Source organism: Faecalibacterium sp. I4-3-84 (assembly GCF_023347255.1).
GTDB lineage: Bacteria > Bacillota > Clostridia > Oscillospirales > Ruminococcaceae > Faecalibacterium > Faecalibacterium taiwanense.
Genome location: NZ_CP094466.1, coordinates 2,889,590 through 2,910,547, shown reverse-complemented (window position 1 = coordinate 2,910,547; position 20,958 = coordinate 2,889,590). Strand labels below are relative to the sequence as shown.

Sequence of the window (20,958 nt, the reverse complement as noted above, 5' to 3'; positions counted from 1 at the left end):
GATCCAGTTTTATCAAGAAAGATTATTCGAGCTCGGTAAGTTTGGATTCTCGCTAAACAAATTTGTTTAGTAACGCTATTCTTGAATGTTCACTTTTTCATGAGATTGCTGTGCTAGATGTGGCTTGCTGATTTTTTAGTATCAGGATAGTATCACGCAAATTTTGTCTTTGAATTACAATCTTCGCTTCAACACATCATAGAAACGTTCTGTCTGCGACTTTGTCGTTTGCGCCATATCATATCTCACATATTCATCCTGGACTTCTCTTCTGGTACTAACGTATTTAGCAATATCGCTTGGATATTTTAATCTAGGCCAATACTCCAGAAATTCAGGTAACGAAACGTTGCTCTTAAGAAACGTTGCCGTTGGCATATCATTTTGTGCTGACATTCCCACTTCAAACGGAACCCATTGCGAGAACCGTGTTGCCTCCGACATTATAACAATAATATCTGTGCAATCATTTAAGTTGCTTTTTATATGTTCCGTTAATGCCTTGCCACTTGTCGTTACCGTAGAATCAAGAATATCGAGATAATAGGGTATCCCTAATGATCTCAATTCACTTGCAAGTCTATTTGCTGTATCCGAGTCTTCTTGCTTATGTGAAATAAAAATTTTCACTATCTTGCACCCCCAATTAGCTTTTTCAAGTTTGCCCACGTCCAAGTATAAATTTTATCCGTGTATCTTGCTGCTACCGGTTTAACACATGTACCACTCGATCTGCCCCACAGTAAAAAATATGGAACATTTTCCTCTTGAGCAATTTTTACTTCTGCGCTAACACCTGTAGCAAAATTTGTGTATCTTCCGCATATTACAATTACGACATCACAGCCCTTTATTCTTCGTCTCGCGTTCTCCTTCCAGTTGCTTTCAATCGTTTCTTTTATGGACATATCCACAATTTCAAAAGGTGAATCTGGATTTCTAGCTTGCCCTACCAGCAAAGCCTTCAAATCCACATCGTTATCATAATCAAAACTAATAAATGCTCTCTTTTTTGCCATAGTTCACACCCTTTCTTTTGTTCAAATGCGTCCAGCTTTGACCAATCTCCAATATTGTTTTCCGATAGCTGTTAAGGCACATGCTTTTGACTTCATTGCAGCATAATACATATGTTCTTCGCCTACTGGTACAACTAAGCCTACTCCCTCCAGCTTCTGTAAATCCGAAAAGATTTTGGTATGCTCTTCAACTGCATAAGGCTCTATAACCTCATGTGTGACGGTTGGAGAATTCGTAGGTTCATAAGACGGATCAATGTTCAGGTTTTCATTTTCGCTAGAGAAATAATCGCACAGTTTCCTAATAACAGACAAATCCACCTGAGGTGTAACATCGCGCAGTGATGTAAACCTCGTAACATTTGTCTTAAAAACCGGGCGTTGTTCCCAAGGTCCTAACGCTTTATCAATATACGCATACACTCCGCCTGGCGTAACATGACCCGTCACATCAGCAGCACTTCCCATTAGTGCTTCAATCAACAGCGAGGTAAAAACTCCGTGTCCATGAGATTCCACAGATGTTTCATTCGACCGACTAGCTGTTAATATTGTTACACCCTCATTAATTATTGCTGTTTGTTGCCCCGATGTGTTTATGTTTCCCATAAAGCCAGAATAGCAACTATCCAAAATAATGATTTTCTCCTTTGCTTTTGAATTATTGGCAATTGTCAAAACATCTTGCAAGGAGACTCCATAATCGTGCTGTGTAGCATCAGGTGTCACCAAATAGCCACCAACAGAATCTATGTATCCGTGCCCTGAATAATAAAAAAGCGAAATATCAGAATCGCCCGCAAAGCATTCATCAATCATCCCACGAAGTTCTGCTTTGCTAGAAACATTCTTTTCTATCCTTACGTCAAAATTAGGAGAACCATTACCATTTTTACTGAGGACATTTGCAATGGCATCTGCATCATTGCAGCATCCATGTAATGGACAACCCGTATATTGATCAATGCCTACAACCAACGCCTTTCTCATTTCTGTTTTTCCTTTCCTTCATTCACTTCAGGTGCTCATGCAAAATCCTTTTTATTACCGCCTGCGCAGTATCTTCGCCAGATAATGCAATTAACTTATTATAGTCATCAACTTCATCGCCCGTGAACACAATTGACACCAACTTTTCCGGTTTTCCAGCAACATGGTCATAATCTTCAGGATGTGCCCAATAGCACCTCATACAAAAACTCGGATTTTTCGTTTCCCAGTTTTCACAATGCTCACATGTCCACGATTTTGCACGGTTTGCCGATGGGCTAAGCAACATAAAATAATCTATGTCTTTTTCATCATGTTCTCCGCCAATCTCATACGGTACTCTGTGATCTACTTGCAGTTTTGACTCATCCATCTCTTCAAGATAGATAAAGCATCTAGCTCCATATTTTTCAATAAGGGCCTGTTTTAATGCTTTTGATAAAACCGTTCGTCCCGCTGTTTTCGATAATGCATTTTGTACTTCGTGAGGGTCGCCAAATTTATATGCTGCAATCTTTCTGCCATCCGACCCTTGGACTCTATATGTCACAAGCGGTATTCCATACTCGCGAACATCTCTTACTGCACGCGGCGGATGATTATACCCATAAACATCCTTTAATTCCTCAGACGTAATATATCCATTTTTTAATATATGCTGAATTACCGTTCTGGGTCTCTTGGCTGTCACACTCTCCAATAGCTCCAAGAATTCTTTGGGGTATTCTGTCATCCGATTGCCTCCATAAAGGATAATTGTTCAGGTTCTTTATCAATTTCTTGAATCAATGCTTCACTTATATACAAAGCTTCAAATGTTGTTTGTTTCTTTCCCAGCAAAAGTGCTTGACTTGAAAGCCCCGCATTCAGCATAACTTTTTTACATTTCAAATCTTCCGGCAGGTCTTCTCCATATTCTTTTCCTCCACATTCACCATCATAGCTGATAAGATAGTCAACACCTTTTTTATTAAGGATTTTCAAAGATTCTGCGAACTCATCAAAGGGAACACCTGAAAAATAACGATTATCCCGAACATTTGTAACGCCTTGATACGGCGGATCCATATAAACCAAATCGCCAGGTTGGGCCATCTCTAAAATTTCATGGTAGTCTTTTGATACAAACTCCGTCTTTCCTTTTAAAAGTCGCGATACCTTGTAGACATTCTGTGCCAAAGTCTTAGGGTTTGTTCCATGTCGCCGCTTATCAGGGGACTGATTGAAATTTCCATTTTTCCCATATCTGACCGCTCCTTTAACACAGCGAGCCAGCAAATATAGCATATTGGCGGATGTTTTCTCCCCATTATTGAAACGCTCTCGTACATCATAAAAATGTTGGATATGATTTTCTCCGTAGGAAAATTGTTCTTCCCACACTTTTGAGTAATTCATGATCAACTGCTCAGGCTTTTCAATGGCCTCTTGAAGCATGTCTACCAATGGCTTATTAAGATCATTTACCAAAAAGCTATTCGTCCTATTTTCGTATGCTGTCGCAATGCTAATTGCCGCCATTCCAGAAAATGGTTCTATCAATCTGTTAAATCGCTCCGGCATATATTGCAGTATTTGAGGTGCCAATACTCTTTTTGAACCTTGATATTGCACAATATGAGGAATCTTCCCATTCATTAAACCACCCCCGGTTTCAAAAATTCCATAATATCACCTATATTACAATCCAATGCGGTACAAATCTTGTACATACTCTCCATTGACACCGCTTCGCATTTTCCCAGTTTCGCAATAATATTAAAGCTAATGCCTGCTAAATCTTTTAATTCTGTCTTACTCATTTTCTTGTCTATTAGCAATTTCCATAGCTTATCATATGAAATCTGCATTATACCCCTCGTTTTCATCCCATTCTTAATTATTAGTATATCGAGTACAATTGCAAAAATCAAGATTATCTCATAATATTGTGAGATTTTATATAAATTCTTTACAGTTTTTGTCTTTCTATTTCGCATTTCTTTGTTCCTTTCTGTTAATATTTTAATATTTAGCAGCCCTTACTATCAATGTGCTGGTAGTAAGGGCCGCTATGCTTACAGTTCTACGCTGTTCTGCCTGTTCTTCTTCTGGCTTCTATCCGCGGTCTGTTCCTGCCCCCTCATAAGCCCAATGACCTGCTGCATCTTTTCGGCACCGAAATAGTTCCATACTCGCCTGAAATCACGTTTCATCGCATAGAGCTGAGAGTTTTCAGCCTCCACCTCTTTCAGCCGCTGGCTTAGATGATGGGTAGCTTTCTTCTCGTCCTGATAGAAGTACAGATACTTATCCCGCTCATCCTTGACCTCCCAGTACTTCCGATGGAGGGCAAAGAGTACCTTCACCAACTTCTGGATCAGCGGCATGGCCTTTTTCTCTCGGTAACTCTTGGCGGTCTCAAACATGGCTGCTTCCGGCACCCATTCTTCTGGCCGCTGGGAGTACTGCGCTGACAGGTTTTCCAGCCCCTCCATGATGGGAGCCAGCTTGTTCAGCTTCTGGCTCTGCTTCTGGTAGGTCAGCTCTGCTTTCTGTACCCGCTGTTCAGCGGCTTCTACGGCTGTCTGCGCTGTTTCCAGCTGTTCCTGCATCTCGGTCAGGTCGGTCTGGCACTCCTGCTTGGCAGCTTCCAGAGCCGCTACCTCTTTACTACGCTCCTGCTTTTTGAAGTCCAGCACAGACAAGTGCTCTTCGTGGATGCATTTCTGTTCCCACTCGATGCCGTGCCGCTCCATCACGGCGGCAAGCTGCTCTTTCTCGGCGTTGATCCACTGGTTCAGCTCGGATTCCCGTTTAGAACCGCCTGCAAAGCCCAAGGCTTTCAGCGCCTGCTTCAGGGACACCTTGGTGTCCAGTCCTTTGCCCTTCCAGCCGGACACATACGGCACGAAGTCGATGTGCAGATGGGGCGTAGCTTCGTCCATGTGGAGGAAAGCCCCGAACACCCGCAGTGTCGGGTTCCGCTCTTGGAAGCCCTGCATATACTCGTCCAGCAGTTCCTTCGCCAGTGCGCCATTCTCGGTCAGGACACCCATATCATCTTTGTTGCCGATCTGGACGATCAGCTCATGGAAAAGCTTTTCCTGCTTGCCTGTCCGCAGGTGCTCATAGTAGTCGGTGATACAGCGGTCCTTGCGCTTCTGCTTGGCATTGTAACGCTTCACTGCCTCGTCAAACAGTTCGTGGTACACCTTCTGAATCGACTCATCACGGTACACGACATTCAGACTGCTGCGCTTCGGGTCTACGTTTTCAGCGGTGAAACTTCTCCGGTTATGGTTGAGGGAGCCGGGACCCCGCATTGCGGAAATGGTTCTTTTCAATCGCACGTCCTTTCTCTGTGGAAGTAACTGGTGCCGGACACGGCAAAGGCTTTGTTACTTTCGTCGAAAGTAACGCAAAAGCACTTTTGACAGACGTTCCGTCCATCAAAAGATGCCTTTGCGCCCTGCCGGGGGCTTCCGTCTGCGGACGAGGTTTCGCTGCACCTCACCGCTACCCGGTCCAACACCACCTTCCTGCATGATTGCATTCACAGGAGCGTGACACGCTCCTGTACTTTGCCAATAGAGGGGCTCACCAGCGGAAGCTTTCTGGCACGCCTCGTCTGTCCAGATACTCCTGCCGAGCCTGCTCCCGCTGTTCCTCGGTGGGTGCTGTCTTGTACTGGGCATACAGCTCATGCCGCAACATCGCATCCAATTTTTGCTCCAGACCCTGCTCAATGACCTCTTCGTACTCATTTTCGCCGCTCAAATGATAATGCAGCAAGGCGACGAAAAGTTCCTGCGAAATCTGCACATTTTTCATCATTATCACCATCCCGTGTCGGTTGTGTCGATTGTGACGGTATTTTACATAGTAGCAAAAATACCGTCACAACCGTCACGAATCGTCACGCCTCAGAATTTTCCAGCGTTAATTTGACCACTCTGCCCTCATGGGTGCGCTTGCTTTCGTACCGAATTCCATAATCGTTGTAGAGCCTGTCGGCACTCACGTTCAGCTTCCGGGTCAAGATGTTTGCCTGTATGCTCACACCAGACAGACGTTCCAGCAGCTCCGTGGGCGTACCGCTCCACTCTGGCTGTTCCGGGCTGAGCATCTTTGCCACCGCTTCCAGAAGCGGGTCGGGCGGCAGCTTCCAAAGTTCCGTTTCGGCTCCTTGGAACTCCCACACGCAGCGTTCCCGGTCAAACTCCAATGTCAGCTCCTGATCCGGCTGGTCACGCCCCACGATGTCCAGCAGAGCGGTATTATCTGTACGCCGCTTCTTCTGCATGATGAACGCGCCATCCGCTGCACCCAACAGACCGTTGGTGCCGGAAATCATATCGAAGCTGTCCTCGGCTTCCATCTTCCGGGTGTGATGAACCACCAGCAGGCAGATGCCGTACCTGTCGCTGAAAGTTTTCAGTTTGGTCACGATCTCGTAGTCGCTGGCGTAGCTATATCGTTCACCGCCGATCTCCCGCACCTTCTGCAGGGTGTCGATAATGATGAGCCGCACATCCGGGTGCTCCCGGATGAAGCCTTCCAGCTGCTGGTCAAGTCCTTCGCTCACGGACTTGGCCTGTGTTGCGAAGTAGAGATTGCTGGTCTCCTCCACCCCGAACATCCGGGAGAGCCGCCGCTGCAACCGGGCGTAATCGTCTTCCAAGGCCAGATAGAGGACTGTTCCCTGATGCACCTCGTACTCCCACAGCGGAAGCCCCATCGCCACATGGTAGGCAAGCTGCCCCATGAAGAAGGACTTGCCCACCTTTGGCGCACCTACGAAGAGGTACGTTCCGCTGTAAAGCAGGTCATTCACGATTGGTTTCCTTGGTGGATAGACCGTGTCATACAGTTCGGTCATTGATATCGTGTTCAGCCCGAAATTGTTTGATTTTTTCGCGGCTTGCAGATTGATTTGCTTGTCCGAATTTGTTATAATATTGGTGCTAGTTTTGTGAGACGACTGTACCGCATCTGCGCCAACAGATGCACCCGGTACGGTCGTTTTTCTATTGTCCGTCATTCGCATTCCTCCTTAAGTCCGTTCAACGTCAGAGCCACCATTTGCAGGGTCTCCAGCAAGTCCGGCGGAACTTCTTCATCCACGGCCAGCCGCTGCAATTCCTGATAGATCAGCTTCATCTGGTCTCGCAGGGCTTTGTAGACCCTTGGGTTGCCTACCACGGTGATCTCCCGATCGGTCAAGCGGCGGATGATATACTCCTGTTTGGTCAGCCCGGAGAGCTTTACTTTGGCTTCCAGAACCTCGTCCTCTTCCGGGGACATTCGGAAGGCTACCACCTTGTTCCGCCAGCGGCCTTGCTGGTCGAGTACTCGTTCCATCTTCATCCCTCCTTTCGCTCCATATCCAACTTCTGCGCCATCTCCTGCTGCTTTGAGGGGAAGAGGTGGGCGTACTTATAGGTGATGTCCACGCTCTCATGCCCCACCCGGTCTGCGATTGCCAGCGCCGAGAAGCCCATCTCGATCAGCAGCGATACATGGGAGTGCCGCAGGTCGTGGATTCGGATGCGCTTCACCCCGGCTTCCTTGGCTCCCCTGTCCATCTCGTGGTGCAGGTAGCTCTTGGTCACCTCAAAGATCCGCTGATCCGGCTGGACTTTGTAGAGGGATTTCAGATAGTCCCTGATCTCGTCCGTCAGAAACTGCGGCATCTGGATGACCCGGACGCTCTTGGATGTTTTCGGGTCGGTGATCACATCCCGGCCTTTCAGCCTTTGATAGGATTTGGTGATGGAGAGCAGCCCCTTGTCCAAATCGAAGTCTGCTGGAGTCAGAGCCAGCAGCTCGCCCTCCCGGATGCCACACCAGTAGAGGACCTCAAAAGCGTAATAGGACTGCGGCTTGTCCATCATCGCTTCCGCGAACTTGAGGTACTCCTCCTTTGTCCAAAAGAGCATCTCCTTGTGCTTTTCCGACCCCATGCACCCGGCTGTGGCTGCTGCGTTTGATTTCAGCCCGTAGAACCGGACGGCGTGATTCAGAATGGCACTGAGTTGTCCATGCAGCGTCTTGAGGTAGGTCGGCGAGTAGGCCTTGCCGTTTTTGTCCCGGTAGTTCAGCATCTCGTTCTGCCATGCAATCACATCCCGTGGCTTTATCTCGCTGAGCCGCTTTTCTTTGAAATACGGTAAGATTTTCGTTCGGATGATATGCTCCTTGGTAAACCATGTGTTTTCCCGGAGTCGCTTCTTTTTGTCCGTGATATAAATTTCCACAAAGGCTTCAAATGTCATGGTCAGGTCTGCCGCCTGTTGAAGAAGGAACTCCCGCTCCCACGCCAGAGCATCCTTCTTGGTGGCAAATCCCCGTTTCAGCTTCTTCTGCTTCACACCTTGCCAGTTAGGAAGCGTACCATGTGCCCTGCCTGTTGTCCTTGTAGGCTGGCATCCTATCACTCCTCCCCTGCCCCGTAGATCTTCTCCTGATAGTACCTCCTGCTTACCCGGCCTCCCACGGTCGTGTAGCCTTTGGCCCTCAGTTCCTCGTTCCACTGGGCGATCATCTTGTACGCCAGACCCTGGGAGATGTCCAGTTCCTTTGCCAGCTCGTCTGCCTTGATAAAAATGCTGTTTGCCATTTTTTGTCCTTTCCTTGTCGGTTTCGTTTCGGTGCCGCTTCATCCTCGCTGACTTCCGGCAGGCATATCCCCTTTGCGGTGCTGTGCCGTCCCCTTGTGGAGCGCTCGCTTCCTTTCGGAAGGTCTTGGCGGTTTGGATCAGTTTGGCGGTCATTCAATTTTACTAAGCATTTTTGCTTATCTTTTTGCACTCTCATTATACTAAACACATTCCGTTAAGTCAAGAGGTTTTCAGGTAAAATCTTAAACTTTTTTGTTTATTTTCTATTGCACCTCCTATTTTTCTGTGCTATACTAGGTTCAACAAATATGTTTAAGTCAGGAGGCAATCGCATGGCAGTCGGTGACCGCATCAAACGTGCCCGCAACCTCCGAGGTATGACCCAGAAAGAACTGGGCATTGCCATCGGGTTTGAGGAGAAAAGCGCAGACATCCGCATCGCACAATACGAAAGCAACACCCGCACTCCTAAAGAAGAGCTGCTCCGCAAGATTGCGGAGGTATTGGATGTGAACTATCGGTCTCTCTATGAGCCGACCCTGTACGCCGCAGAGGATGTGATGTACACTCTGTTCGAACTGGATGAGCACTACCCCGGCACCCGGCTCTATGAGGTCACAGACACCGCCGACCCGGACCTCCCGGAAAAGCACATGGCAGTCAGCTTCCGGTATCGCCTGCTGGATGAGTTCTTAAAGGAGTGGCAACTCCGTAAGAAGCAGCTCCGGGAGGGCGAGATCACCAAGGAAGAGTATCTGGAATGGAAGCTCAACTGGCCACAGACCGCCGACAGCTGCGGCCGGTACGAGCCGAAGAAAAAGTGGCGTAAAGAATAAAAGACACAAAAATGCCCTCTGAAAAACTTACCGTTTCTCAGAGGGCATTCTCATGTCTCTCTTTATGAATAATCGCCTGATAGTATCAAAGCAGTATCAGAGCACCTTTTGGTTCTCAAAATATCGCATTGTATCAATACTTTTCAGGTTTTGCAGATTACTCGAGCTCAATGGTTGCCGGCGGCTTACCGGTGCAATCATAGAACACGCGGTTCACATGCTTGACCTCATTGACGATGCGGCTGGTGACAGTGCCCAGAACATCCCAAGGCATATTATAGCTCTCTGCAGTCATGAAGTCGGTGGTGGTCACAGCACGCAGGGCCACAGCGTAATCATAGGTGCGCTCGTCGCCCATGACGCCCACACTGTGCATGTTGGTCAAGGCTGCATAGTACTGGCTGATCTCCTTATCCAGACCCGCCTTTGCGATCTCCTCACGCCAGATCGCGTCGGCATCCTGCACGATTGCCACCTTCTCCGGGGTCACCTCACCGATGATGCGGATGCCAAGACCCGGGCCGGGGAACGGCTGACGGCTGACCAGATATTCGGGCAGGCCCAGCTCACGGCCAGCCTGACGCACCTCGTCTTTGAACAGGTTGCGCAGCGGCTCCACCAACTCCTTGAAGTCCACAGTGTCGGGCAGACCGCCGACGTTGTGGTGGCTCTTGATAACAGTGGACTCACCGCCCAGACCGCTCTCAACGACATCCGGGTAAATGGTACCCTGTGCCAGGAAATCCACCTTGCCGATCTTCTTGGCCTGCTCTTCGAACACACGGATGAACTCTTCGCCGATGATCTTGCGCTTGCGCTCCGGCTCGGTGACACCAGCCAGCTTTGCAAAGTAGCGGGCGCGGGCATCCACACAGATAAAGTTGATATCAAAGCCATTGGCATTGCCCGGACCAAAGACTGCACAGACCTCTTCCTTCTCGTTCTTACGCAGCAGACCGTGATCCACGAACACGCAGGTCAGCTGCTTGCCGATGGCCTTAGCCAGCATAGCTGCCAGAACGGAGGAATCCACGCCGCCGGACAAGGCGCACAGCACCTTGCCATCGCCGATGCGCTCACGCAGGGCCTTGACGTTGTTTTCCACAAAGGAGTCCATCTTCCAGTCGCCGGTGCAGCCGCAGACGTTGTACACGAAGTTGCGCAGCATCTTCTTGCCTTCCGCAGTGTGCAGCACTTCCGGGTGGAACTGGACCGCATACAGGCCCTTTTCCTCGTTCTCTGCCGCAGCTACCGGGCAGTTGACCGTGTGAGCAGTGATTTTAAAGCCGGGCGCTGCCTGCTCAATGTAGTCGTTATGGCTCATCCAGCAGATGGTGGAGGGCTGCACATCGGTGAACATCTTGCTGTTCGTGTCCACGAACACCTCAGTCTTGCCATATTCGCGCTCCGGTGCGCGGCAGACATGGCCGCCCAGCAGATGCATCATCAGCTGGCTGCCATAGCAGATGCCCAGCACAGGCACACCCCAGTTGAAGATCTCAGGGTCGATCGTGGGAGAATCCTCCAGATAAACACTGTTGGGGCCACCGGTAAAGATGATACCCTTGGGGTTCTTTGCCTTGATAACCGACAGATCGGTTTTATAGGAATAGATTTCACAGTAGACATTGTTCTCGCGGACGCGGCGCGCGATCAGCTGATTGTACTGGCCGCCAAAGTCCAGCACGATGACAGTTTCATGCTGCATGAAGTTCTCTCCTCCCTTATCCATTCAATGTGTTTCTACAGATAGAATCAGTATATCACATCTGCCAAATAAAAGCGACATCATTTGTGAATTTTCCCGTTTTTATTTTTCACGTATGGGATGCCGCAGAACTGTTTTCAGTGTTCCCGGTGCAGCGCGGCGAGGATCACCCAGATAAATCTCGTGGTGGAAGCGTGTCTCTGAAAAATCAAGCCTATACCCCTGCTCTACGGCAAAGGCATCCATCTGCGCCAGCGTTTTCGGTTCTTCATCATAAGGGCCGATATGCAGGCACTGAACGCAAAGTCCCTCGTCATAGGTCAGGAATTCCGCCTTGGAAAAATCCTTTTTCTTTTTTGCCGTTGCTTCCTGTACGGCCCAATCAAACGCTTCCGACGTCACGAATTCCGGCAGGCGGATCATAGATGTCCACTCAAATAATTCTTTATGCGCATAGTCAACGCCATCCACGCCCTTCTGATGCCACAAGCCCTCCAACGGTGGAACCACATATTCAAAATAGCCGTCCATCTTGTGGCTGCCCTTATAGCTCATTTTGATGGTGAAAGCAATGCCGTACAGCACTCCCATAGCCTCCTGATAGGCTCCACCCGGAGCATTCGGGTCGCCCTTGCCGTGCACTGCCACAAAATTCATACGAGGTATCGTAATCAGATGCGGTTTTTTCGGCGGGAGATAAAATTCCCTGTACTCTTTCTTATAATCAAACGGCATTGCCCTTCACCTCTTCCAGAAGTTCACGCTGTTTCTTTTTGCTGAATCCTCTCAGCACCAGCCGATAGGACTTTTCCAGTATTTCCTGCAGTAGTTCATCCGGCACATTCCCCTCCGCTTTGACAGAGCTCCAGTGCGTTTTGTTCATATAATAACCCGGGATGATATCCTCATACTGCTGACGCAGAAATTCGCTTTCTGCGGGATCGAGCTTCATAGTAATATAGACCGGCTTTCCGCTGGAATCATCCAGACAGACCGCAGCAAACATTTTGTCTCCGATCTGGTAACGCACCCAGTTCCACTCTGCCTGTAAGTTCTTTGTCACACCGGGCTTTGACAGCAGATATTCATCGATCCATGGATATTTCATCCATCCACCCTCCATTCTGATTCAGATGCACATCCTCTTTCTGCTTTTCAGTATACCAGAACAACCTTGTTTTGTAAACAAAGAGTTGTGACATGCCGCAAAAAAAAAATCCCCTGCCCTTACAGACAGAGGATCTAAAACAAAAAGAGACCTTCCCACTCTCCGGAATGGGAAGGTCTCTCGTAAGTTTAACCTTTAGCCTTAGGAAAGGCGCGAAGGGTCAAAATCACTCAATGATCTTGCCAACAACGCCAGAACCAACGGTACGGCCACCCTCACGGATAGCGAAACGCAGGCCCTCTTCCATAGCAACAGGGGTCAGCAGCTCAACGTGCATCATGACGTTATCGCCGGGCATGCACATCTCAGTGCCTTCGGGCAGAGTGATGATACCGGTCACGTCGGTGGTGCGGAAGTAGAACTGAGGACGATAGTTGGAGAAGAACGGGGTGTGACGGCCGCCTTCGTCCTTGGTCAGAACGTACACCTGAGACTCGAAGGTCTTGTGGGGGTGCACGGAACCGGGCTTAGCCAGAACCTGACCACGCTCGATCTGGGTACGATCAACACCACGCAGCAGAGCGCCGATGTTATCGCCAGCCTCAGCGAAGTCCAGAGACTTACGGAACATCTCCAGACCGGTGATGGTGGTGCTCAGACGATCGGGCTTGATGCCGACGATCTCCATAGCATCGCCAACCTTAGCAATACCACGCTCAACACGACCGGTTGCAACGGTACCACGGCCAGAAATGGTCATGACATCCTCGATGGGCATCAGGAAGGGCTTGTCTTCCTCACGATCGGGGTTGGGGATATAGGTGTCAACAGCGTCCATCAGCTCCTTGATGCAAGCATACTCGGGAGCATTGGGATCGGTGGAGGTAGACTCCAGAGCCTTCAGAGCGGAACCACGAATGATCGGGGTATCGTCGCCCGGGAAGTCGTACTCGCTCAGCAGCTCACGGATCTCCATCTCGACCAGATCCAGCAGCTCTTCGTCGTCGACCATATCGCACTTGTTCATGAACACGACGATATAGGGCACGCCGACCTGACGAGCCAGCAGGATGTGCTCACGGGTCTGGGGCATGGGACCATCGGTAGCAGCAACGACCAGAATAGCGCCGTCCATCTGAGCAGCACCAGTGATCATGTTCTTAACGTAGTCAGCATGGCCCGGGCAGTCAACGTGAGCATAGTGACGAGCGTCGGTCTGATACTCAACGTGAGCGGAGTTGATCGTGATACCACGAGCACGCTCCTCAGGAGCCTTATCGATGTTGGCATAATCCATGAAGTCTGCGTCGCCCTTCAGAGCCAGGTACTTGGTGATAGCGGCGGTCAGAGTGGTCTTGCCGTGGTCAACGTGACCGATGGTGCCGATGTTCACATGCGGCTTAGAACGGTCGAACTTTGCCTTTTCAGCCATTGGAATATCCTCCCTTAATTTAGGTTTTGATATTTGGTTACAACAACCCTGCAAGATGCAGACATTGCATTGCAAGGCTATTCTACTAAATTTGCCCTGTAAAATCAAGTGCTTTTACAGGAAATTTTGCCGAGGTTACACTACCCCGGCAAAATCTTTATCCATTTTTCAGGAATCAGCCCTTGGTGCGGCCAGCAATGATCTGGTCAGCAATGTTCTTGGGCACCGGCTCGTAGTGAGACGGCTCCATGACATACTGGCCACGGCCCTGAGTCTTGGAACGCAGGTCGGTAGCGTAGCCGAACATCTGAGCCAGAGGCACAAATGCATTGACGCGCTGAGTACCAGCCATAGCTTCCATGCCCTGGATCTGACCACGGCGTGCATTCAGGTCGCCGATAACATCGCCCAGATACTCATCGGGAACGATAACTGCAACCTTCATGATAGGCTCAGTGATGATAGGATCAGCCTTGCGCATAGCATCCTTGAACGCCATAGAACCAGCAATGGAGAAGGCCATTTCAGAGGAGTCGACCTCATGATAAGAACCATCCCACAGGGTAACCTTGACATCAACGACAGGATAGCCAGCCAGAACACCGGACTTCATAGCACCCTGGATACCGTTGTCGATAGCCGGGATGTATTCCTTCGGGATGGCACCGCCAACGATGGCGTTGACGAACTCGTAACCCTTGCCGGGCTCGTTGGGCTCGATCTTGATCTTAACATGACCGTACTGGCCCTTACCACCGGACTGACGTGCGTACTTGGTCTCCTGGTTGGCCTCTTTGCGGATGGTCTCACGGTAAGCAACCTGAGGTGCACCCACGTTTGCTTCAACCTTGAACTCACGCAGCAGACGGTCAACGATGATCTCCAGGTGCAGCTCGCCCATACCGGCGATGATGGTCTGACCGGTCTCTTCGTCAGTGTAGGTCTTGAAGGTCGGATCCTCTTCGGCCAGCTTTGCCAGCGCGATGCCCATCTTCTCGTTGCCGGCCTTGGTCTTAGGCTCGATGGCAACACGGATAACAGGCTCGGGGAACTTCATGGACTCCAGAATGATGGGATGATTCTCATCACACAGAGTGTCACCGGTAGTGGTGTTCTTCAGACCGACAACAGCAGCGATATCACCTGCGTAGCAGCAGTCGATATCCTTGCGGTGGTTAGAATGCATCTGCAGGATGCGGCCCATACGCTCCTTGCTGTCCTTCACGGAGTTGTAGACAGTGGTACCTGCCTCAACCTTACCGGAGTAAACACGGAAGTATGCCAGCTTACCAACGAACGGGTCGGTAGCGATCTTGAAGGCCAGAGCTGCGAAGGGAGCGTCGTCAGAAGACGGACGGGTCTCCTCTTCCTCAGTCTCGGGATTCACGCCCTTGATGTCAGGGACATCGGTAGGAGCGGGCATATAGTCAACGATAGCGTCCAGCAGCTTCTGGACACCACGGTTCTTGTAGGAAGAACCGCAGACAACGGGAACCAGCGTGTTAGCGATGGTCTCCTTGCGGATCGCAGCCTTCAGCTCGGCACGGGTGATCTCCTCGCCCTCGAGGTACTTCTCCATCAACTCTTCGTCGTTCTCAGCAACAGCCTCGATCAGAATGTTGTGGTACTCCTCGGCCTGCTCACGCATATCCTCGGGGATGGGCTCAGTGCGCATGTCGTTACCCATATCGTCGTAGTAGACCTCAGCGTTCATATCGACCAGGTCAACGATACCGCGGAAGGTATCCTCCTGACCGATAGGCAGCTGGATCGCCACGCCGTTTGCGTGCAGACGATCGTGCAGCATCTTGATGCAGCGGAAGAAGTCGGCACCCATGGTGTCCATCTTGTTAACGTACACCATACGGGGAACCTTGTACTCGTCAGCCTGACGCCAAACGGTCTCAGACTGCGGCTCAACACCGCCCTTTGCAGCCAGAACGGTCACAGAACCGTCCAGCACGCGCAGGGAACGCTGGACCTCAACAGTGAAGTCCACGTGGCCCGGGGTGTCGATGATGTTGATGCGGTGACGGTTCTTCTTGAATGCAACCGGATCCTTCTGGGTCTCAGAGTGGCTCCAGTAGCAGGTGGTAGCAGCGGAAGTGATGGTGATACCACGCTCCTGCTCCTGAACCATCCAGTCCATGGTAGCGCCGCCATCATGAACTTCGCCGATCTTGTGGTTGATACCGGTGTAGTACAGAATACGCTCGGTAGTAGTAGTCTTACCAGCATCAATGTGGGCCATAATGCCGATATTTCTCGTCATCTGAAGAGAAACTTCTCTGGGTGTAGCCATGAAATTAACCTCCTACAGAACAGATCAATAACGGAAATGAGCGAAAGCCTTGTTAGCCTCTGCCATCTTGTGAGTATCCTCACGCTTCTTCACGGCGTTACCAGTGTTGTTGGCAGCATCCATGATTTCAGCAGCCAGACGCTGAGCCATGGTCTTCTCACCACGGCTGCGGCTGTAGGCAGTCAGCCAGCGCAGACCCAGGGTCTCGCGGCGAGCCGGGCTGACTTCCAGAGGAACCTGGTAGTTAGCACCGCCAACGCGGCGGGTCTTGCACTCGAGGCTGGGCATGATGTTCTCCATCGCCTTCTCGAAAGTCTCCAGAGGATCGTTGCCGGTCTTCTCCTGAATCATGGAGAAAGCTTCGTAAACGATCTTCTGAGCGACGCCCTTCTTGCCATCCAGCATAACGCTGTTGACCAGACGAGTGACCATCTTGGAATTGTAAATAGGATCAGCTAAGACATCGCGCTTAGCAATGTTACCTCTTCTAGGCATCTTTCTTCCCTCCTTCACAGAATGATATCATCGGTACTCGAAAGTAATAAAACTCCCGTTGTGTCACAAAGAGCTGACCTTTACATAAACTGTTGCCCTCCGCTTTGCAAGCGGACTTGTTATTTATATAATGGAAAGCCGTTTATGGCGGTTGTCCTCAATTACTTCTTTGCAGCACCGGCCTTAGGACGCTTTGCGCCGTACTTGGAGCGGGCCTGATTACGGCCTGCCACACCCTGAGTATCCAGGGTACCACGGATGATGTGGTAACGCACACCGGGCAGGTCCTTAACACGACCGCCACGGATCAGCACGACGGAGTGCTCCTGCAGGTTATGGCCGATACCGGGAATGTAAGAGGTGACCTCGATACCATTCGTGAGGCGGACACGAGCAACCTTACGCAGAGCAGAGTTGGGCTTCTTGGGGGTCATGGTACGAACAGCAGTGCAGACACCACGCTTCTGGGGGCTGTTCAGATCAGAATACTGTTTCTTCTGAGAATTGTAGCTCTTCAGCAGTGCGGGAGCGGTACTCTTGGTAGCCAGAACCTGACGGCCCTTGCGTACAAGCTGGTTAAAAGTAGGCATTTTGTTTCTCCTTTCTTAATAATGCACATCGGACTTTTTTCCGACTTTTTTGCCGCACTATCCCCATGAGGGATGCGCAACAGTTATATAATACTCGCTTTACAGGCGGATGTCAACAGTTTTTGCAAAGTTTTTTGCATTTATTCCAGATTTTTTCTTTCAGCATTTTTTCGACGTAAAACGCACGGTTTTCTCCCCTGTTTCCGCTTTTCCGGGCATATAAAAACCGCCCTGCAGGCGGATGCCCACAGAGCGGTCCATTGTTTTATTTCAGAAGAAGGAGCTTTGCTTACTGTACAGCAGCTGCCTGTTCGGCAGCGATCTCAGCATCGCGCTCAGCCTCACGGTTCTTCAGATCCTCACGGACTTCCGGCAGACCGGTACCTGCGGGGATCAGCTTACCAATGATGACGTTCTCCTTCAGGCCGGCCAGCGGGTCGACCTTGCCCTTGATGGCAGCCTCGGTCAGCACGCGGGTGGTCTCCTGGAAGGATGCAGCGGACAGGAAGGAGTCGTTTGCCAGAGCAGCCTTGGTGATGCCCAGCAGCACCTGCTGGTACTCGACCAGCTTCAGGCCCTCTTCACCAGCGTCGATGCGCTGCTGCAGATCGGCGTTGATGCTCTCCACTTCCAGACGGCTTGCCAGTGCACCGCCGATCAGGTTGGAAGAACCGGAATCAGTCACGCGCACCTTGCGGCACATCTGACGGACGATGACTTCGATATGCTTATCGTTGATCTCAACGCCCTGCAGACGGTAGACCTTCTGAACTTCGTTGATCAGGTAGTTCTGGACATCCTCCAGACCCTTGATTGCCAGAATATCCTGCGGATACAGAACACCTTCACGGGTGATGATGTCGCCCTTCTCCACACGGTCACCCGGCATCACGCGGGAATGCTGGGTGAACGGGATGGAGTAGCTCTTTACGACCTCGGCACCGTTCTCGTCCTTGCCGGTCACCTTGATAACGACATTCTTCTTGGTATCGTCCTGAGAAACGACACCAGAGATCTCGCTCATGATGGCCATGCTCTTGGGACGGCGGCTCTCGAACAGCTCTTCAACACGGGGAAGACCCTGCGTGATATCTTCAGCAGATGCGATACCGCCGGTATGGAAGGTACGCATGGTCAGCTGAGTACCAGGCTCGCCGATGGACTCTGCGGCGATAACGCCGACAGACTCGCCCAGACGGACCGGCTCGCCGTTTGCCATATCGGAACCGTAGCAGCGTGCGCAGACACCGGTCTTTGCACGGCAGGTCAGCAGGCTGCGGATCTTCAGCTTGGTAATGCCAGCAGCCTCGATCTCGTTTGCATCGTACAGGTCGATCATCTTGCCTTCCGGCACGATCACCTTGCCGGTGACGGGGTTGACCACATCGCCCACAGCAAAACGGCCGATCAAGCGCTCGCGGAAGCTCTCGATCTTCTCCTTGCCCTCGTGGATCTCAGACACCCACAGGCCGTCGGTGGTGCCGCAGTCGATCTCGCGCACAATGACATCCTGAGAGACATCGACCATGCGGCGGGTCAGGTAACCGGAGTCAGCGGTACGCAGAGCGGTATCGGCCAGACCCTTACGGGCACCACGGGCAGAAACGAAATATTCCAGAATATTCAGACCTTCACGGTAGTTGGCACGAATGGGCATCTCGATGGTGTGGCCGGCGGTGTTTGCCAGCAGGCCGCGCATGCCGGCCAGCTGCTTGATCTGGTTCATAGAACCACGAGCACCGGAGTCAGCCATCATATAGATCTCATTATCCTTGGGCAGGTTGTCTGCCAGAGCCTTGGAGACCTTATCGGTGGTAGCCTGCCAGATGGCGATGGTCTGGTTGTAACGCTCGTTGTCGGAGATCAGGCCGCGGTTGAACAGTCTGCCGACCTTTGCGATCTGCTGGTCAGCCTCAGCGATCAGTTCCTGCTTCTGCGGCGGGATCACAGCGTCGCACACAGCGACGGAGATCGCAGACAGAGTGGAGTACTTGTAGCCCTGCGCCTTGATGGCATCCAGCATCTTTGCACACTTGCGGGTGCCGTTGCGGGTCATGCAGCGGGAAATGATGTCGGGCAGAGTCTTCTTGGTCACGCGGAAGCTGACCTCGTACTCCAGCCAGTGCTCGGGATCAGTACGGTCGATATAACCCAGATTCTGAGGAACAGGGTTATTGAAGATGATGCGGCCGACGGTGGCTTCCACCAGACCGGTGCGCTCCACGCCGTCAATGGTCATGGTGCGGCGCACCTTGATGGGTGCGTGCAGGGTAACGATGTGCTCTGCATAAGCCATCAGGGCTTCGTTCTCATCGCGGAACACCTTGCCTGCGCCCTCGTCATTTTCACGAACGGTGGTCAGGTAGTAGCTGCCCAGGATCATATCCTGCGTAGGCACGGTAACAGGTGCGCCGTCAGAGGGTTTCAGCAGGTTGCCAGAAGCCAGCATCAGCATCTTGGCCTCACGGCAGGCATCCTCGCCCAGAGGCAGATGCACTGCCATCTGGTCACCGTCGAAGTCGGCGTTGAATGCGGTACATGCCAGCGGGTGCAGCTTGATTGCACGGCCCTCCACCAGCACCGGGTTGAAAGCCTGAATGCCCAGACGGTGCAGGGTAGGTGCACGGTTCAGCAGAACGGGGTGGCCCTTGATCACAGTCTCCAGGCTGTCCCACACTTCGGGCTTAGCGCGCTCCACCATCTTGCGGGCGGACTTGATGTTGTTGGCAATGCCCTTCTCCACCAGATCCTTCATGACAAAGGGCTTGAACAGCTCCAGAGCCATTTCCTTGGGCAGACCGCACTGATCCATCTTCAGCTCAGGGCCGACGACGATAACAGAACGACCGGAGTAGTCAACACGCTTGCCCAGCAGGTTCTGACGGAAGCGGCCCTGCTTGCCCTTCAGCATATCGGAAAGGCTCTTCAGTGCGCGGTTGTTGGGGCCGGTAACCGGACGGCCGCGGCGGCCGTTGTCGATCAGGCTGTCCACTGCTTCCTGCAGCATACGCTTCTCGTTGCGCACGATGATGTCGGGAGCGCCCAGCTCCAGCAGACGGCGCAGACGGTTGTTGCGGTTGATCACGCGGCGGTACAGGTCGTTCAGGTCGGAGGTGGCAAAACGGCCGCCGTCCAGCTGGACCATGGGGCGCAGGTCAGGCGGCAGAACAGGCAGCACATCCATGACCATCCATTCAGGACGGTTGCCGGAAATGCGGAATGCCTCAACTACTTCCAGACGCTTGAGGATGCGCACGCGCTTCTGGCCGGAGGACTTTTCCACCTCGGCAGTCAGCTCTTCACTCAGCTGATCCAGATCGATCTCCTTCAGCAGATCCTGAATGGCCTCAGCGCCCATAGCAGCCTCGAACTCATCACCGTAGTGGTCGCGCATCTCACGATACTCGCTCTCGGTGAGCAGCTGCTTCTTTTCCAGACGGGTAGCACCCGGATCAGTGACGATATAGCTTGCAAAGTACAGCACCTTCTCCAGCAGGCGGGGGCTGATGTCCAGCATCAGGCCGATGCGGCTGGGGATGCCCTTGAAGTACCAGATGTGGCTGACGGGAGCGGCCAGCTCAATGTGGCCCATGCGCTCACGGCGGACCTTAGCCTTGGTCACTTCAACGCCGCAGCGGTCGCAGATCTTGCCCTTGTAGCGGATGCGCTTATACTTACCGCAGTGGCACTCCCAGTCCTTGGTAGGTCCAAAAATGCGCTCACAGTACAAGCCGTCGCGCTCCGGCTTCAGGGTACGGTAGTTGATGGTCTCAGGCTTTTTGACCTCGCCGTAGCTCCAGTTGCGGATCTGCTCCGGGGAGGCAAGGCCGATCTTGATGGAATCGAAAACGTTGTTTTCCATGAAACGAACCCTTT

The 20,958-nt window shown here is 51.5% G+C and carries 20 protein-coding genes and 1 pseudogene; 1 reads left to right on the top strand and 20 read right to left on the bottom strand.

What is annotated here, in order from left to right; genetic code table 11:
• Positions 1-174: 174 nt before the first annotated feature.
• From MTP41_RS14455 to MTP41_RS14400, 12 genes and pseudogenes are all read right to left on the bottom strand, one after another.
• On the bottom strand, positions 175-630 hold the full coding sequence (locus tag MTP41_RS14455; protein ID WP_249235801.1) for a toll/interleukin-1 receptor domain-containing protein: 456 nt from the start codon (positions 628-630) through the stop codon (positions 175-177).
• Positions 630-1,019, bottom strand: a complete 390-nt coding sequence (locus MTP41_RS14450) for a TIR domain-containing protein (protein WP_081028370.1) — start codon at positions 1,017-1,019, stop codon at positions 630-632. The genes MTP41_RS14455 and MTP41_RS14450 overlap by 1 nt, the downstream gene beginning before the upstream one ends.
• A 21-nt stretch (positions 1,020-1,040) precedes the next feature.
• Complete coding sequence (locus MTP41_RS14445; RefSeq protein WP_055184335.1) at positions 1,041-2,009, bottom strand: caspase family protein; 969 nt, start codon at positions 2,007-2,009, stop codon at positions 1,041-1,043.
• Positions 2,010-2,031: 22 nt separating this feature from the next.
• On the bottom strand, positions 2,032-2,742 hold the full coding sequence (locus tag MTP41_RS14440) for a hypothetical protein (RefSeq protein ID WP_055184332.1): 711 nt from the start codon (positions 2,740-2,742) through the stop codon (positions 2,032-2,034).
• A complete protein-coding gene (locus MTP41_RS14435) occupies positions 2,739-3,647 on the bottom strand; it encodes a Dam family site-specific DNA-(adenine-N6)-methyltransferase (RefSeq protein WP_055184330.1) in 909 nt (302 codons plus the stop codon). The genes MTP41_RS14440 and MTP41_RS14435 overlap by 4 nt, the downstream gene beginning before the upstream one ends.
• Positions 3,647-3,859, bottom strand: coding sequence for a helix-turn-helix domain-containing protein (locus MTP41_RS14430; protein ID WP_442900312.1), 213 nt, complete (start codon positions 3,857-3,859; stop codon positions 3,647-3,649). The genes MTP41_RS14435 and MTP41_RS14430 overlap by 1 nt, the downstream gene beginning before the upstream one ends.
• Positions 3,860-4,066: 207 nt before the next feature.
• Positions 4,067-5,335: a plasmid recombination protein gene (locus MTP41_RS14425; RefSeq protein ID WP_249235800.1), complete on the bottom strand. Its 1,269-nt coding sequence runs from the start codon at positions 5,333-5,335 to the stop codon at positions 4,067-4,069.
• 253 nt (positions 5,336-5,588) lie between these two features.
• A complete protein-coding gene (locus tag MTP41_RS14420) occupies positions 5,589-5,822 on the bottom strand; it encodes a complexin-2 (protein ID WP_097778380.1) in 234 nt (77 codons plus the stop codon).
• An 85-nt stretch (positions 5,823-5,907) separates the two neighbouring features.
• Complete coding sequence (locus tag MTP41_RS14415) at positions 5,908-7,032, bottom strand: AAA family ATPase (RefSeq protein WP_249235799.1); 1,125 nt, start codon at positions 7,030-7,032, stop codon at positions 5,908-5,910.
• Positions 7,029-7,358 (bottom strand): plasmid mobilization protein, encoded by a 330-nt coding sequence (locus tag MTP41_RS14410; RefSeq protein ID WP_015538530.1) that lies wholly within the window; start codon positions 7,356-7,358, stop codon positions 7,029-7,031. Before MTP41_RS14410 ends, MTP41_RS14415 begins: the two co-directional genes overlap by 4 nt.
• Positions 7,355-8,420: pseudogene (locus MTP41_RS14405) on the bottom strand (tyrosine-type recombinase/integrase). Before MTP41_RS14405 ends, MTP41_RS14410 begins: the two are co-directional and overlap by 4 nt.
• A 4-nt stretch (positions 8,421-8,424) precedes the next feature.
• On the bottom strand, positions 8,425-8,610 hold the full coding sequence (locus MTP41_RS14400) for a hypothetical protein (protein WP_015538532.1): 186 nt from the start codon (positions 8,608-8,610) through the stop codon (positions 8,425-8,427).
• Between the two features lie 333 nt (positions 8,611-8,943).
• Between MTP41_RS14400 and MTP41_RS14395 the strand changes: the two genes are divergently transcribed.
• Positions 8,944-9,447: a helix-turn-helix domain-containing protein gene (locus MTP41_RS14395; protein WP_249235798.1), complete on the top strand. Its 504-nt coding sequence runs from the start codon at positions 8,944-8,946 to the stop codon at positions 9,445-9,447.
• Positions 9,448-9,604: 157 nt separating this feature from the next.
• Here MTP41_RS14395 and guaA read toward each other — a convergent pair whose 3' ends face one another.
• From guaA to rpoC, 8 genes are all read right to left on the bottom strand, one after another.
• Complete coding sequence (guaA, locus tag MTP41_RS14390; protein WP_097778120.1) at positions 9,605-11,155, bottom strand: glutamine-hydrolyzing GMP synthase; 1,551 nt, start codon at positions 11,153-11,155, stop codon at positions 9,605-9,607.
• Between the two features lie 102 nt (positions 11,156-11,257).
• The gene (locus tag MTP41_RS14385; RefSeq protein ID WP_249235797.1) at positions 11,258-11,890 is read right to left on the bottom strand and encodes a GyrI-like domain-containing protein; all 633 of its coding nucleotides are present in this window, start codon (positions 11,888-11,890) and stop codon (positions 11,258-11,260) included.
• Positions 11,880-12,263 carry an MmcQ/YjbR family DNA-binding protein gene (locus tag MTP41_RS14380; protein WP_249235796.1) on the bottom strand — a complete coding sequence of 128 codons (384 nt, stop codon included), beginning with the start codon at positions 12,261-12,263 and terminating at the stop codon, positions 11,880-11,882. Before MTP41_RS14380 ends, MTP41_RS14385 begins: the two co-directional genes overlap by 11 nt.
• A 226-nt stretch (positions 12,264-12,489) precedes the next feature.
• Positions 12,490-13,695, bottom strand: a complete 1,206-nt coding sequence (gene tuf, locus MTP41_RS14375) for an elongation factor Tu (protein WP_097778122.1) — start codon at positions 13,693-13,695, stop codon at positions 12,490-12,492.
• Positions 13,696-13,870: 175 nt separating this feature from the next.
• Positions 13,871-15,967: an elongation factor G gene (gene fusA, locus MTP41_RS14370; protein ID WP_242702867.1), complete on the bottom strand. Its 2,097-nt coding sequence runs from the start codon at positions 15,965-15,967 to the stop codon at positions 13,871-13,873.
• 54 nt (positions 15,968-16,021) lie between these two features.
• Positions 16,022-16,492: a 30S ribosomal protein S7 gene (rpsG, locus tag MTP41_RS14365; protein ID WP_005930552.1), complete on the bottom strand. Its 471-nt coding sequence runs from the start codon at positions 16,490-16,492 to the stop codon at positions 16,022-16,024.
• Between the two features lie 161 nt (positions 16,493-16,653).
• Positions 16,654-17,082, bottom strand: coding sequence for a 30S ribosomal protein S12 (gene rpsL / locus MTP41_RS14360; protein WP_005940205.1), 429 nt, complete (start codon positions 17,080-17,082; stop codon positions 16,654-16,656).
• A 289-nt stretch (positions 17,083-17,371) separates the two neighbouring features.
• A complete protein-coding gene (rpoC, locus tag MTP41_RS14355; RefSeq protein WP_249235795.1) occupies positions 17,372-20,944 on the bottom strand; it encodes a DNA-directed RNA polymerase subunit beta' in 3,573 nt (1,190 codons plus the stop codon).
• Positions 20,945-20,958: the final 14 nt, after the last annotated feature.